Consider the following 15,283-nt stretch of genomic DNA (forward strand, 5'->3'; position numbering starts at 1 on the left):
TATTTTGCAAGCGCTTTTTTACGATGAGTCCAGAGGAGGAAGAAGGAAAATTCGTCTACAAGCCTGACCACTAGGATCAACTAATGGTGATATTGCTTTTGGCATGCACTTCTTTTCTGCCCAGTAGCTTGTTCAGCGCATCGATGTAAGCTTTGGCGCTAGCTTCCAAAATATCAGTACTTGTGCCTCTTCCCAGAGCTGTGTACTCTCCTTGCCTCAAAATGGCGTGCACTTCCCCCAATGCGTCTTTGCCATAAGTTACAGATTGGATCGAATAATCCTCCAACTCCACCTCTTCACCACTGGCCTTGTCTATAGCATGGAAAATCGCATCTACAGAACCGTTACCCATTGCCACTTCATCAATTGCTGTCCCATCTTGTTTACCCAATCGAATGGATGCGACTGGAACCGACTGATTACCATAAGACACCTGAATGGAATCCAGTGTGTACATTTGAGGCGAGGCATTGCGGCTTTCGTCCATCAGGACGAGCAAGTCTTCATCCAACACCTGTTTTTTCTTATCCGTCAATGCTTTGAATTTGCGGAACGTCTCTTGCAGCTGTTCCTCCGTCAAAGCATCAAAGCCCATGTCCGCCAGTTTTTCTTTAAATGCATGTCGACCCGAGTGCTTGCCCAACACAAGTTTACTCGTCTTCAGACCAATACGCTCAGGGGACACGATCTCATATGTTGTACGCTCTTTAAGCATTCCGTCTTGGTGTATACCAGACTCGTGAGCAAACGCATTGGCTCCAACAATGGCCTTGTTTCCCGGCACCGACATCCCCGTTCGTTTGCTCACCAGGCGACTGGTAGCATACAGTTCCTCCAAAACCAGACTCGTTTGTGCACCATAAAGCTCGGTTCTGGTGTCAAGGGCCAGTGCAACTTCTTCGATAGGTGTATTTCCGGCTCGCTCACCGATGCCATTGATGGTACCTTCAAATTGGTCTACACCATTACGGATGGCCGCCAGCGTGTTAGCTGTTGCCATACCAAGATCATCATGACAATGTGTGCTAAGTTGTATTTTTTCGATACCGGGCACTTGTTGTTTTACAATTCTAAACATTTCACCGAACTGATCCGGCGAGGCATATCCCACCGTATCCGGTAAATTGACGACTGTCGCTCCAGCACGAATCGCCATATCTACGACCTCACAAATAAAGTCCAGTTCGGTACGACTGGCGTCCTCTGCTGAAAATTCTACCTTGCTGAAATACTTGCGTCCATAACGAATGGCAGCAGCAGCGGTCTCTAATACTTTCGTTTTATCCATTCGAAGCTTATGGTGGCGGTGAATAGGTGAGGTAGCCAGAAACAAATGAAGACAGGCATCCTCTGCTCCTCGTAGCGCCTCTCTGACCGCATCAATATCCTGTTCTTTCGAGCGCGCAAAACCAACCAGTGTCGCTTGGGTAACCTGTTTGGCAATCTCCTGCATGCTGGTGATCTCACCAGGCGAGGTTGCTGGAAAGCCGGTCTCAATCCGATCTACGCCTAATTTTTGCAGCTGAAGGGCAATTTCCACCTTTTCCGTGCTAGTTAAGCTAACTCCTGGTGATTGTTCTCCATCTCTTAACGTTGTGTCCAACACCCATATTTTGCGCATACAGATACCACCTTTGGTTTGATTTTAGGAGATGCTCAAGTAGAAGGTTAAAGATTTTATTCATCAGATCATCTGATGTTTAAAAGTAAAAAAATTATGAACTTCCCATATGCTTTTGCAGCTCCAGCTTGGTGCCGTCCAAATGTTGAATACTATACAGCTCGGCAGCCTTGCCATCCTGATCCCGGATTGCTTCATATATTTTTTCATGCTGCACAGTAAAATGATTTTGCATCGCCGGATCGGTAATGAGATTGTTCAACGCCTTGCGAATGGCCTCTACAAAGCTGCCATATACATCTGTAAGCACCTTATTGCGTGTAGCTCCGGCAACAGCCAAGTGAAAAGTGATATCCGCATCCAAATACCCGTTCATATCTCCAGCGGCCAGGGTTGCAGCACGACGATCCAGCGCCTCACGCATCAAGCGTAGATCCTCGTCTTTACGACGTAACGCAGCCAATCTGGCAATCTCTAGTTCCAACACACTCCGCACTTCATAAACCTCAATAATTTCAGCACGGCTTAGACGGTAATCCAATGGCTCATGAGAAGTTGTCGGTTGGCAAACAAAAGTTCCGTGTCCTTGCTTTTTCTCTAATAGACCGGCATGCACCAGAACGCTAACCGCTTCACGTACTGTAGATCGCCCGACTCCGAATAGCTTCATGAGCTCAGATTCGCTTGGAATCTTAGTGCCCACATCCCATTCACCAGCAGCAATTTTTCGTTGCAGCTGTTCAGCTACTTCATCGGCGATTTGCTTGCGTTTGACGGCTTGAAAAGGAAAATTCATCTGATCATCTCCTGTTTCGTATCATACTATGACTGCTTGGCATTCTGCAACCTTTTTCGTCCTCCTTCCCCATTGGCCCTTACCTGTGCTTTACAACCCCAAATAAAGCCTGCACCGTTGGACACGATACAGGCCTATAAGGATAAATTTAAATGCTAGGATTTCGATTTATTAGGTGTAATACAATACAAACGGCTGGTTGCTTCAAAAATATGGCCTGGAGCCAGTGCTATCAATCCGATCTCCTCCGCAGGCAAGTCCGGACGATTCGGTGCATTGATCATGTTCATTTGCGGCTCAGGACAGACGAATTCCTTGTTCGCTTTGTTATTCCAGATCATCCAATGCTTATAAGCTGTACCTACATCGTATACGAGGGTAGCACCTGTCTTACTGTGTGTCAGTTCCATGTAGTTGCGTCCATTTTGCGGAGCTGCCGTGTAATGATTATCCATAGAGGCAAAATAAGGACTAACTCCCGTCGTCTTCAGCAGTTCCTCTTCCGGAGATAAAGGCTGGAACTGACCTGTGGCCAACAACCGTTCCGTCAGCTCACGACGCTCACCGATTGTGACCTTAATCTTGTAGTCCTCAGGCGAGCTATCGGGTACGAACGGAACGCGAATCGCTGTGTGAAAGGCAAATAAATTGGGGATCGGTTGATCGCCCTCGTTATGGATCACATAACGCTGATGCAGGCCAAATTCGTCCAGACTGTACGTTAGTTTCATGGTAAAGGTGAAGGGTAAATAGCGGAACATGGGATGTCCTTCCCTTACATGCTGATTCATTACCACATAGCTGCCCTGCTCCCCGGAACCGTAGTCCTCGACCTCCCACCGAACAGTGTGTAAAAAGCCGTGCAGATGGTTGTGGGTCGCCTCTTCATTTATCGGCAGCTCATATGTAACACCATTCCACAGGAATTTTCCATCCTCATACCGATTCGGAGGGAACAGGAAAGGAATTCCGTAAACGGACGGGCTTTGCTTAAAAGCCTCTATGCTCTCAGCATCTGGCTCACGCAGAAAAGAATATCCCGTTTCATTGTCACGAAAAGAAATCAGATTTGCGCCGTTTCCCGGCAGGGCAACCGCTTCATATCGTCCAAATTTAAGACGAATCGCCGGTATTCCATAATAAAGATCACCAATTGCAGCATGTTGTTGTGTCATCAAAAAATCCTCCTTGATGAAATGACGATGTTTAATGAAAGCGTTTAGCTTTTGGCTTGACTATACCATGCTGAGCAAAAAAATTCCACGTCCACAAAAAAAACGATGCCCCGCAAGGCATCGTCCTTCACACATGACTACACATAACGCCCTTGTTTGGGTACAGCCATGTGCTCAAAATCTCCTGCCAGTCGCTCTAGCTGATCTGTCAGCTCAGCACCATGCATGTAATGACCATGTCCTGTAACTGCAATCTCAGGCTTTAACTTGGCCAGCATTTCCACCGAGCGCTGCGCAGCTTGCCAATCTGTTGTAAAATACGCAGGAGGCCCGTGTATTTCTTTTTCCTGTAAAATAACGGCCAGTGCCGATTCCTGTTTCACCGTAATAAAAGCGTCACCGGCCACCATTAACCTTCTTCGCTCATGAAAAAGCGATACATGACCAGGCGTATGTCCTGGCGTGTGCAGCCACTTCCAACCAGGGGCACCAGGGACACTGCCATCTTGGGGCAGGGAGGTGATGCGATCATCGAGATCTATAGCATCACTGGGGTATAAGAAGGAAATGCCCGACATTAAACCTCCCCCTACACTAGGGTCAGGTTTTTGATAATCCTTCATTCCCGTCAAATAAGGTAATTCCAAAGGATGTGCATAAACAGGTGTACCCCAATGCTGTACCAACTCAATAACCGAACCTACATGATCAAAATGACCATGTGTAAGCACAATAGCGATCGGAGGGCCAGTGAACCGTTCCTCTGCCAGGCGTATAATCGAGTCCGTAAATCCTGTCATCCCCGTATCCACCAGCACCCAGGAACGGCTTCCTGGCTCCCCAATAAAACACATATTTACAAATAGCGTCCGTAAGCTCAGGAGATCGGGAGCAGCCTCTTCATTTGCCGTCATTCCTTCGGTGAACAGATGATTTGCCAAAGCTTCACCCTCCTATTCACATGGAATTTACTGTTAATATCGACCTTTAGGCTTCCCCCATGTCAGCAGATTATGCGGACACTGCTAAATATAATCCGCTTGTCACGAAAATAGACCATGTTTACATTACTCGGGTAATTTGCTCCATGCCGTATCTAGCAAATAGTCGAATAAATCATCGTTCTCTTCAATCCAGCTATCCATTTGCAGCATCTCTTCCTCCACCCGTGGCTCTCCCGCAAAATGGAGACTGTAATCCCATTCCTTTCCCCTTTTACTGTGGAATGTGATTTCATATACAGAACTCTGCCCGTCTACTCCAAATACCACTTGGCCCAAATAAGCACCATTCTCATCTCTTGTCATTTGTGCCTGTTGAATATGTACTTCTTTCACTTCCTGAGGTGAATTTTGCTCTGTCATTCATCTATCCGCCCTTTCATTTTCACTAAATAGTACCAAAACTAATTTGTGAACCTTTTCGTTACATTGTACAATATATAAGCTATGTGTGGAATTTGCAAAAAAACTGTGCAAGTTACCCAAGCCTTATTTAAGGCTTTTCGTGAAATGGAGGAAAGTTACATGTCAGATTTTCAACAAAAATTGCAAAAATATGCCGAGTTAGCCGTTCGGGTCGGCGCCAATGTCCATCCTGGGCAGACACTCATCGTTCATGCACCAATTTTGTCCGCCGAATTCGTGAGACTTATCGTCAAATCAGCGTATACTGCCGGAGCCAAGCTGGTTACAGTAAAATGGAGTGATGAGACCATTACTCGATTACAGTATGAACTAGCTCCTGATGAAACTTTTAATATTGCTCCCAAATGGTACGCAGCCGAAATGACTGAAGAGGTCGAAAATGGCGCAGCTGTCCTCCATGTCATTGCAGAAAATCCGGATTTGCTTCAGGGGATTCCGTCCAGCCGAATTACTGCTGCTCAGCGCGTGCGGTCACATGAATTACGTCAATACCGCGAATATCAAATGGCTGACAAATTCAGTTGGTCTCTGATTGCTTATCCTTCTGCAGAATGGGCTGCCAAAGTATTCCCTGATCTGCCAGCTTCCGAGCAAATGGATAAACTGTGGGATGCCATTTTCAGCACCGTGCGTGTGGATCTGGATAACCCCGTGGAGGCATGGAAAGAGCATTTGAAAACCCTTTCCAGTAAATCTGATATTTTAAATGCCAAACGCTATAAAAAGCTGCATTATCTGGCTCCAGGCACAGATCTCACCATCGAATTGGCAAAAGATCATCTGTGGGTAGCGGCTGAAAGCGTCAACCAACAGGGACATACTTTTGTAGCCAATATGCCTACTGAGGAAGTGTTTACAGCTCCGCTTAAAACGGGAGTGAACGGTAAGGTCAGCAGCACCAAGCCACTTAGCTACAGCGGAAATATCATCGACAACTTTTCACTGACTTTTGAAAATGGACGTATTGTCGATGTACAGGCAGAAACCGGTTTGGAAACTCTTCAGCATCTCGTAGAAATGGATGAAGGTTCACACTACCTGGGTGAGGTTGCTCTTGTACCTCACAAGTCACCTATCTCTGATAAAAATATTTTATTCTATAATACGTTGTTTGATGAAAATGCCTCTAACCACTTGGCCATCGGTAATGCTTATGCATTTAACCTTAAAGGCGGCAAGGATATGACTCAAGAGCAGTTGGCTGCCAACGGCCTGAATTCCAGTCTGACTCACGTCGACTTTATGATCGGTTCAGGTGAAATGGACATCAACGGCGTTACTGAGGACGGTACTGAGGAACCTATCTTCCGTAAAGGAAATTGGGCGATCTAACACAGCAAAAGGCTCTCACCGCTTCATGCGTGAGAGCCTTCTTGCTTCAACCTTAGGCTAAGTTGATCTATTTTACAACGTGTTAATCCAAGAATTCGCTGCAATTCCAAAAACAATTTGTATCACGCTGATGATGAAAAAGACAATAAAGCAATTTACAACTCTTCGATTGGTGGTTTGATGCATGGATAAAGATGATTTCACGTAAAACATGCTGCCCAATATTCCTATACACACACCGAAAATCCCCGAAAATAGCAATCCTATAACCAAGCTGACCACGACAAAAGCCCAACTCCAGCCCGGAACTTTACTCACAGGAACATAAGGTTGATTGGACCCAAGATATACACCGTCCACAGCTAAATCCGCTTTGTTACCAATGACAACAACATTTACAGCTTTTTCTTTCAATTTAATAGGAAAATCAATCAAGTTCAAAAATGCATTCTGGCTTTTAACCTTCTGCTCGCTTCCATTCACAATAATTCTCCCGCCAGTTAAGCTACGCTTGTACTCAATAGTATATTGAATACCTTGATCTTCTACGTTCCATTTTGCCATCGCTAAACTCCTCTCAAATTTTAGGGGAGCCCTAAATATACTCCCGGCATTTCCTGATTATGTACCATAAAAATCATAACATAAGTTGCAAGTTAAATAATGGAAAAAAGGCCGCTGATCAGCGGCCTTTGAATCTACTTTATTTCGTATGGAGTTAGTTTCTATGTCCAATTTTGCCCTTATAGGCAAGTGAATACTGGTCAGCCGCTAAAATTGCATCAAGCACATCATCCGCTGTGACAGCAAATGGTAGATTGTGAGCAGTTTCGCCTTCTTTGGTAGCAGCCTGAGCTACCCGGTACAAATCCTCTCGGGAAGTTTCCTGTAGCTTAATGTCTTCCAGCGTGACAGGCAGATCGAGTTTTAGATAAAAGTCAATATACCGCTCCACCTCGGACAAAGGTCTTTTTTCCAAGGCAAGCTGGACTAAGGTGCCAAAAGCTACCTTCTGACCATGTGTTAGGTGATGAATATCTCCTTCCAGAACGGTAAAACCATTGTGAATCGCATGTGCGCCTGCCAAACCGCCGCTTTCAAAGCCCAAACCGCTTAGCAACGTATTCGCCTCCACTACCGCTTCAAGCGCAGGTGTGACGACTTTGCGTTTCACGGATTCGTAAGCCTGCAGTCCGTAATCGAAAAGAACTTCCTCACACTTGGACGCAATGGCTTCTGCCGCCAAAGTTGGCAAACCACCAGCCATTGTCGTTGCGCGAGCTTCAATGACCGCACGGGCTTCAATCCACGTCGCCATGGCATCTGCAATGCCTGAGGAGAGGAATAAGGGCGGTGCTTGAGATATGACTTTTGTGTCCACTAGGATCAGGCTCGGATTTTTACTGAAAAAGGAATACGTATCAAATGCACCTTCGTCGGTGTACAAAACAGATAGTGCACTAGTAGGGGCATCTGTAGAAGCAGTCGTTGGAATAATCACAACTGAGGAACCGAGAAGTTCATTTACAGCTTTAGCGGTATCCAGCGTTTTACCGCCACCTACACCAATGACAATGTCGACCTGGGCGCTTCGTCCCTGATCCACAATACGGTTGACTTCGTTTTTGGAGGCTTCCCCTTGAAATTCAATTTTAACTGCTGTAATATCAGCCAGTTCCAGACTTTTTACCACGCGGTCGGCTGCAATCTCCCAAACCAGCTTGTCCGCAATAACCAAGGCAGTACGGCCTAATGGCTTAACATACTCACCTGTTTTATCAATCACATTTTTCCCTTGCACATATTTACCTGGACTAATAAATACTTTTTCGCTCATTGTTTAACTCTCCCTTCCAAGTTTGTACAATTTCTATTATACGGTTGAAAGGGCACACATCTCAATTTCAAAACCAAGATCTTCAATCATTTGATGATCAAATGTGACCTCTTGGCCTTCTGTCGTTAAATAATCTCCAACAAAAATTGAATTCGCTGCATACAGGCATAACGGTTGTAATGAGCGTAAATTCAACTCTCGTCCACCTGCAACGCGTATTTCTTTGGATGGACAGATGAATCGGAACAGTGCCAGCACTTTCAAAGCTTGGATAGGTGATATTCGCTTTGCTCCCTCCAATGGGGTTCCGGGGACTGGATTCAAGAAGTTAACCGGAATAGAGTCAGCATCCAACTCCCGTAAGGCATAAGCCATTTGAACGATTTCCTCATTCGTTTCCCCCATCCCGATAATAACGCCAGAGCATGGAGACATTCCGTGAGATTGTGCCATTTTCACAGTTTCGACGCGTTGATCGTATGTATGTGTGGTTGTAATCGAGGGATAGTTGGCCTTACTTGTATTTAAATTATGATTGTATCGATGTACCCCAGCCTCTGCCAACCGCCGTGCCTGATCTCCCTTGAGAATCCCTAAGCAAGCGCAAATTTTGAGTGGCATTGTATGAGTAATTTCTTGTACAGCCTCAATCACCTGATCCAGCTCCCGATCTGTTGGGCCCTTGCCCGAAGCTACGATGCAATACGTCCCTGCTCTCCGTGCAACTGCTTCCCTAGCTCCAGCCAACAGTGATTCCTTGTCCAACATACTATACTTGTTCACAGGCGCCGTGGATACGATAGATTGTGAGCAATAACCGCAATCCTCTGGGCACAGGCCACTTTTGGCGTTCATGATCATGTTGAGCTTTACTTTTTTTTCGTAAAAATGGTGTCGTACTCGAAATGCAGCTTGCATAATCGGTAATAACTCCTCATCATCGGCTTCCAGTACCGCTATGCCTTCTTCCAGCGATACACGGCTGCCGTGTATTGCTTTTTCAGCCAACGAGCCCCAATCTATAACCTCGTTTAGTAAATTCATACCTTCTTGCCTCCCAAAATTTAATGATCATGTAAATGGATAAGATTTTCAACGAAGAGGAAGTTCCTTTTTTATTGTCAACCCAAATAATTATAATTAGGTTGACAATCACACGAACATCATATCAATTCATGTCCATTCTGTAAAGGAGACAAAATAAAAAGCGACCCCACATCGTTCAAGGTCGCTCTCTAGGTTTATTCCGTTATGAGACTCCTGCTTCTTCCACGACGATAGGCTGTTTTATCAGCCGAATACGTGAAATCCGCTTGTTTTCAACTTCTTCTACCGTGAACATACATCCCTCAAACATTACAGTCTGACCAGGCTGTGGGGGAATAACCTCGACATGTGAGTATAGCCAGCCCCCTACCGTATCATAATCCTCATGATCAAGATCCAGCCCAAAGCGGTCGTTCACTTCATCAATTAATAACATGCCGTCAATGGAAAATTCCTCGTCATTAATCTGCTCACAACTCGGACGTTCCTGATCGAACTCATCCTGAATTTCACCAACGATTTCTTCCATAATATCTTCCAGCGTTACCATACCCGATGTACCGCCATATTCATCAATCAAAATTGCGATTTGCGTCTTGCTACGCTGCATGCGTTTGAGCAGATCACTAATTTGCGTAGATTCAGGGACAGCAAGAATCGGTCGAATCATCGTACGGGTATCCAGTGTGTTCGCCCGCAGAAGGTCCTTAATATGGATAAAGCCGATAATATGGTCCTTATCTTCGGCGCAGATTGGATAACGGGTTCTCATGCTTTCCGTCGCAATCGCGAGATTTTCTTCTGTGGACTCATTACTGTATAAGCAGATCATCTCAGTTCGCGGAATCATGATTTCCCTGGCGGTCGTGTCGGTAAAATCAAATATATTATCAACAAGCGCCAATTCCGTATTATCAATTAGTCCGCTCTTATTGCTTTCTTTCATCAGAATACGTATTTCATCCCCCGTATGCGCGGAATCATCATTTTCGGATACCGGCTCCAGACGGAATAAACGCAGCAGGCTGTTCGCCATTCCATTTAACGCCCATATGAATGGATACATCAACTTGTAAAACCAAGTCATCAGCATGGCTGAATACAGCGTAATGGTCTCAGATTTACGAATAGCTATCGTTTTGGGCGCCAATTCACCCAACACAATATGCAGAATCGTAATGACAATAAATGCAATAACCACGGCAGTACCGTGCACATATACCGCTCCTAATCCAGCGGCTGTAAATACAGGTTTGATCAAATGTGCGATGGCCGGCTCTCCGATCCATCCTAGTCCCAACGATGCTAGTGTAATACCCAACTGGCAGGCAGACAAATAAGCGTCCAAGTTGTGTAACATATTGGCGGCGTATACGGCCTTTTTATTGCCCGCCTCCACCAAAGTCTCAATACGGCTGCCTCTGACCTTCACCATGGCAAATTCCGCAGATACAAAAAAACCATTCAATAGTACTAATGCAAAAACAATAAATAAGTTAAACATACTCGGTAAAGGGTCACTCAATATGCTCCCCATCAGCCGTCATTACGGCAGACAGGCGCACCTCCTTCGGATAGTTTCATCATAGACAGAACGATAACACATCATAAGCAGCGTCAACTTCCCAACACATTCACTCCTTCCGGCTTCCAAAGCCATATTCCGCATAAATGATTAGATTATTCATCAGCTTATATTTAATTATATAACTATACTCTATACAGTCAAACCACAAGCAATGTCAGAAAAAACAGCTCCACTATCATTTAGGTCGTAAAGCTCTCGTTTTCGCCGCTTACCACCAAGAAAGCTACTATATTTGAGAAAGATTATAAACAAAATACATCCCCTGCCGTCTGGCAGAGGATGTAGACTCATATATATAAAGGCATCAGCGAACCGGGGATGCACCCGGATTCCCGATGACGCCGGGATATTGGTACAACAATGGCTCATCAAAAGTAGCATAGTCCAGATTCACCATCAGCAAAATCGTCCGCTTGCCCGTAGCCGGATCACTGATAATAATGTGGTCACGACCCGCTGCTTCCAGAATACCTTTGAATATTTTCGCATTCCATTCCCGGTTATTTTCATACGTCATATAAAAGGTACCTGTTTTACCCAAGTTCAAGCGCAAAATGTTTTCAATATATGATTGCTCAAATTGTGGAGTCTGGCTCTGTACCACCATACCAGCCGGTGTCATCGCACTACCGCTGTTAACCTGAGGGGGGAAGGTGCTGATGGGCTGCATAGTTCCGACCGGATTCATCCCTCTGGGCCATTCGGGATACCCGCCACCAGCAGGATAAGAAACAGGACGGTAAGCTTGCTGTGAAATCATGTAAATTCCTCCTAAAATGGTTTTAAATTATTCAAACTCATGTTGAAGCGTTCTAAAAGACGGCAGGACAATCCTGTACAGTCGGGCTAAAAAAGCAATGGGCTTTAAAACGTCCAGTATTGGTCTGGTTATACCAGGTGTCCGGACAGTCTCCTGCCGGTCTGAAAAACCATAATGCATTGGACGCCGGGCGTATTTTTTCCCCATTAATGACACGCCGGGCAAGACGAATGTCACGGTCACGAGCTCTTTGATAAAAGTACCCCTTTTGGGTAGCTTCAAATCCGCCTGGACTCTGAAACACCATATCGTTCATAAGACGAACTCCCCGAAAATCCAGACAATTGCCCAAAATCCTATTTACTCCGACATTGCCAACCATGAGCATCCCCTGCTCTCCTTCTCCTTCGGCCTCTGCCCGCATCAATCGGGCGAGTGTCCTTACATCCTCTGAGTTGGTCTTGATTACAGCCAACGCGTCCCCTCCTCGCTTCTCCATCACATACCCTATCGTATGGTACAAATGCCCAATGGGTGACAGTCCAGAAACAAAAAAATAGCCCCTAGATTGGGACTACTCATTTAGGATTTTATTATGGCTCGTAAATCATTTTACGTGTCATGCCACCGTCTACTACCAGATTCGTGCCTGTTACAAAATCATTGCCGGGTTGTGTCAAATACAGACAGGCCCGTGCGATGTCCTTAGGGGTTCCTACTCGCCCAGACGGATGCTGTTGATGGTCTTCTGCACGCAGTTGCTCATAATCCCCGGTTTCAATCCACCCTGGACTGATGCAATTGACCTGAATCCCGTCCTTTCCTAGCGATATAGCCATCGCGTGTGTAAGGGCCGCAATAGCTCCTTTGGATGCCGCGTAGGCTTCTGTATCCGGTTCTGACATGAAAGCTCGTGTAGAGGTCATATTGACCACAGAGCCACCTTCTGCGTTTCGTTTCATCACCTTAGCTGCTTCCCTAGTGGCAATAAAACAGCTGCGTACGTTAGTATTCAAAATGTCATCCCATTCTGCTAGCGTTAACTCATATGGAGATTTCCATTTGGATACGCCTGCGTTGTTAATTAGCGTATGAATCGTGCCGTATTCTTCTACCGTGGCACGGATTAGCGCCACAATATCTTCTTCCTTCCGTACATCACAAGGAATAAAAATGGCCTGATAGCCCTCGTTCCGGGCTGCTGCAGCGGCTGCGGCACCCTCTTCCTCATTGTAGTCCGCAAATACAACATGGGCACCCTGAGCAGCGTAGGCAAAAGCGACCTCTTTCCCGATGCCATGCGCCGCTCCTGTTACAATAACAACTTGTCCCTCAAATGACACGAATCATTCCTCCTCTGAACTACTCTGTTCTAATATATATGTACCAAAATGTGTCGAACAAGAAACATCTACAGCCCCCTACCCTGGTTTCTTACAGAAGGCTGTAAATGAATCCAAAAATAATTAGACTGAATTCTACATTTTAACCTGTTCCAAGCTATAGCGATTAAGACGCTGAAACCCGATATACCTTGTACCCTGAAAAGTAAGCCGTCCCTCATCCCCTTCAGCGCATTGACCATATTCTTCCCCAGATACCTTAAACTCCATCCGGTCGCCACTTTCCACTTCGAAGGTTACGTAATAGAAAGTATAGGTGCGAGTCCCTTGTTCCTCCTGCCGCCTCTGTTGGAGATGTGTCCTTCTGGCCGTAATTCGGGAACCGACCGTCAGTACAGGCTGCCTTTTATTCCGACTCCATTCCATGACTTCCCTGCCTGCAGACAACACGACAATACCCAACACGACAACGAAAAATACGGGCAGTACCGTGCCCAGCCAATCGAACATCCATAATGATTCAAAACCCATGCACCGCACTCCTCTCCGCCAGGCATTCCACAGGGAAACGACCGGGCATCCTGACCTGACCTAAGCTTTCCATAACAGTATATGTATGTTCCTGCCCAAATTTGATAGCAACCCTCAAGAACGCCAAGAGCCCCCACGGAATAATCCGGGAGGCTCAAGATATGGCGATATCAGAATGATTCATTGATTTACACATGTACAAGCTGGAGATAACGTTGTGTTTCATCCAGAGCTTCATGATCTTCGTCTTCAGCGTAACGCTCTGCACACTGCTTGCAGTCCTCTTCAGTCGTGCAACCATAGGCATCCTGGCAAGTATAACAAAATTGTAGGTAGTATTGGGTTAACATATGATCCTGATTCGCTCTCATGATTATCACTCCTATCGTTGTTTACAGGTTTAGTATAACAGCGGCTTATTCGTTAGTTTGTGATTTTTTTCACATATAGTCGTATAAAATTTAAATTTTTTAAAAATAAAACGCCCTGAGAAAAATACCCCAGGGCAATCACCTTTATAGCGATTATAAAATTCTCCAGTTCGCACCGCCGTCCGTCGTTTTCAGCAGCAGTGACTTCTTGTCATCAAGGCGTTCCAGAAGCAGCCAACCCACCGAAGAAGAGGCGAAACGGAGCTTGACCGATCGTGGGTAGTCTTTTAGCTTCAAGGGTAGCACTTTGTTGCCTGTGAGACTTGTCCACGTCTTCCCCCCATCCAATGTACGGGTCAATCCGGTTTCGGTTATGATCCACCCTTCCTTTTCGTTTAGAAACGTACGGCCAGGGATAATAGAATTAATGTTGCTACTCAGACCCAAAGATACATCGCTCCATTGGGCCCCTGTATCATTTGTAAACAGTCCATTATATTTTGTGCCGTTAACCCCAGAGCAAAGAACTGGAATCCAGTACGAGGTACTGCTCCCTTTCAGAGACTGCTGGGCTTCTGCTTTGGCCTGAGGGCAGCCCTGAATTCTGTTAGCTACCGGCGTCCAGGTTTTCCCTTGATTCAAAGTCTTGTACAACTTAACACTGTTATCTAGATTGATCGCTACAAATCCCTGCTTGTTGGAAGAAAAGCTCATCCCGGCCAGACTGCCCCGATCGGGTAAACCTGAGCCTGATTTGTTGGATGTCATACCAGAACTTTGCGCAACTTTATTCCACGTGGCTCCACCGTCAGTGGTGTGATACAACAGTTTTTGTTGATCCTGCTCATTCAGTTTTACATATGCCATGATCCAGCCAGTAGTTGGATTTACATATTGGATCGAGCTCACATGATCCCCGCTTGGAAGCGCTGAAACATCCCAGCTCTGTCCTCCATCTGCTGTTCTCAGAATGACGGTTGCTGTTTTGTCCAAATTTTGGCGGACAACCCAACCGTGACGCGAATCAGTGAAACTGATGTCCTTTCCATATTCAAGTTTGTCTTGAAATTGGACGTTTTCGGAGGGGGAAATATTATTCCATGTCTTTCCGCCATCATGAGTATCATAAAGTCGGAGCTCATTATGGGTAACTCCCCAAACTAACCCTTTATTATTATCAATCAAATGAAAATCCGCTATTCGCGTCTGAACTACATATTTGGCGTTGGGATCGCCCACCTTTGGAGTCACTGGTGGATTAATAGTAATCGTCTGACCCTGATCATCAGGTTCCTCAATCGGAGGTTTTGTTAACGTTTCTGGGGCTTCAGCAGAACAGGCAGTCAGCAGAATACCTATCAGCAGTAGTACTCCCCCCAAGAGCGCACGCCAGCGCAGTTTCATATAAAAATCCTCCCTCGATGGCATGCTGTAATCACGTGCCAAAAGCTTATC

The 15,283-nt window shown here is 45.7% G+C and carries 16 protein-coding genes; 1 reads left to right on the forward strand and 15 read right to left on the reverse strand.

The features are described 5' to 3' along the window. Positions 1-76: 76 nt before the first annotated feature. The 5 genes from G9G53_RS07355 to G9G53_RS07375 all read right to left on the reverse strand — a co-directional run bounded on the left by G9G53_RS07355 (position 77) and on the right by G9G53_RS07375 (position 4,956). Complete coding sequence (locus G9G53_RS07355; RefSeq protein WP_165146545.1) at positions 77-1,621, reverse strand: 2-isopropylmalate synthase; 1,545 nt, start codon at positions 1,619-1,621, stop codon at positions 77-79. 94 nt (positions 1,622-1,715) lie between these two features. Continuing rightward, positions 1,716-2,417 (reverse strand): FadR/GntR family transcriptional regulator, encoded by a 702-nt coding sequence (locus tag G9G53_RS07360; protein ID WP_165146548.1) that lies wholly within the window; start codon positions 2,415-2,417, stop codon positions 1,716-1,718. A 155-nt stretch (positions 2,418-2,572) separates the two neighbouring features. Continuing rightward, positions 2,573-3,592 (reverse strand): aldose 1-epimerase, encoded by a 1,020-nt coding sequence (locus G9G53_RS07365; protein ID WP_165146551.1) that lies wholly within the window; start codon positions 3,590-3,592, stop codon positions 2,573-2,575. A 137-nt stretch (positions 3,593-3,729) separates the two neighbouring features. Further along, the gene (locus G9G53_RS07370; protein WP_039273163.1) at positions 3,730-4,533 is read right to left on the reverse strand and encodes an MBL fold metallo-hydrolase; all 804 of its coding nucleotides are present in this window, start codon (positions 4,531-4,533) and stop codon (positions 3,730-3,732) included. 126 nt (positions 4,534-4,659) lie between these two features. Continuing rightward, the gene (locus G9G53_RS07375; RefSeq protein ID WP_023988878.1) at positions 4,660-4,956 is read right to left on the reverse strand and encodes a hypothetical protein; all 297 of its coding nucleotides are present in this window, start codon (positions 4,954-4,956) and stop codon (positions 4,660-4,662) included. Between the two features lie 162 nt (positions 4,957-5,118). Here G9G53_RS07375 and G9G53_RS07380 point away from each other — a divergent pair, with 162 nt between their 5' ends. Beyond that, positions 5,119-6,351 carry an aminopeptidase gene (locus tag G9G53_RS07380; protein WP_165146552.1) on the forward strand — a complete coding sequence of 411 codons (1,233 nt, stop codon included), beginning with the start codon at positions 5,119-5,121 and terminating at the stop codon, positions 6,349-6,351. Positions 6,352-6,423: 72 nt separating this feature from the next. On the opposite strand, the gene G9G53_RS07385 is transcribed toward G9G53_RS07380, so the two are convergent. The 10 genes from G9G53_RS07385 to G9G53_RS07430 form a co-directional block, all read right to left on the reverse strand. Continuing rightward, positions 6,424-6,915: a hypothetical protein gene (locus tag G9G53_RS07385; RefSeq protein WP_029517506.1), complete on the reverse strand. Its 492-nt coding sequence runs from the start codon at positions 6,913-6,915 to the stop codon at positions 6,424-6,426. A gap of 154 nt (positions 6,916-7,069) precedes the next feature. Beyond that, positions 7,070-8,188 (reverse strand): glycerol dehydrogenase, encoded by a 1,119-nt coding sequence (locus G9G53_RS07390; protein ID WP_165146554.1) that lies wholly within the window; start codon positions 8,186-8,188, stop codon positions 7,070-7,072. Positions 8,189-8,224: 36 nt separating this feature from the next. Next, positions 8,225-9,232, reverse strand: coding sequence for a biotin synthase BioB (gene bioB / locus G9G53_RS07395; RefSeq protein ID WP_029517504.1), 1,008 nt, complete (start codon positions 9,230-9,232; stop codon positions 8,225-8,227). A gap of 205 nt (positions 9,233-9,437) precedes the next feature. Beyond that, positions 9,438-10,739: a hemolysin family protein gene (locus tag G9G53_RS07400; protein WP_185156340.1), complete on the reverse strand. Its 1,302-nt coding sequence runs from the start codon at positions 10,737-10,739 to the stop codon at positions 9,438-9,440. Positions 10,740-11,127: 388 nt separating this feature from the next. Then, complete coding sequence (gerQ, locus tag G9G53_RS07405; protein ID WP_103049198.1) at positions 11,128-11,583, reverse strand: spore coat protein GerQ; 456 nt, start codon at positions 11,581-11,583, stop codon at positions 11,128-11,130. A gap of 52 nt (positions 11,584-11,635) precedes the next feature. Beyond that, positions 11,636-12,058 carry a cell wall hydrolase gene (locus tag G9G53_RS07410; protein WP_165146560.1) on the reverse strand — a complete coding sequence of 141 codons (423 nt, stop codon included), beginning with the start codon at positions 12,056-12,058 and terminating at the stop codon, positions 11,636-11,638. Positions 12,059-12,176: 118 nt separating this feature from the next. Beyond that, the gene (locus G9G53_RS07415; protein WP_165146563.1) at positions 12,177-12,926 is read right to left on the reverse strand and encodes an SDR family NAD(P)-dependent oxidoreductase; all 750 of its coding nucleotides are present in this window, start codon (positions 12,924-12,926) and stop codon (positions 12,177-12,179) included. A 135-nt stretch (positions 12,927-13,061) separates the two neighbouring features. After that, positions 13,062-13,457, reverse strand: a complete 396-nt coding sequence (locus tag G9G53_RS07420; RefSeq protein WP_013371386.1) for a DUF2500 domain-containing protein — start codon at positions 13,455-13,457, stop codon at positions 13,062-13,064. Between the two features lie 188 nt (positions 13,458-13,645). After that, positions 13,646-13,828, reverse strand: coding sequence for a hypothetical protein (locus G9G53_RS07425; RefSeq protein WP_029517499.1), 183 nt, complete (start codon positions 13,826-13,828; stop codon positions 13,646-13,648). 153 nt (positions 13,829-13,981) lie between these two features. Beyond that, a complete protein-coding gene (locus tag G9G53_RS07430; protein WP_029517498.1) occupies positions 13,982-15,232 on the reverse strand; it encodes a WD40/YVTN/BNR-like repeat-containing protein in 1,251 nt (416 codons plus the stop codon). Positions 15,233-15,283 lie beyond the last annotated feature (51 nt).

This window comes from Paenibacillus sp. EKM206P (assembly GCF_011066155.1).
GTDB lineage: Bacteria > Bacillota > Bacilli > Paenibacillales > Paenibacillaceae > Paenibacillus > Paenibacillus polymyxa_D.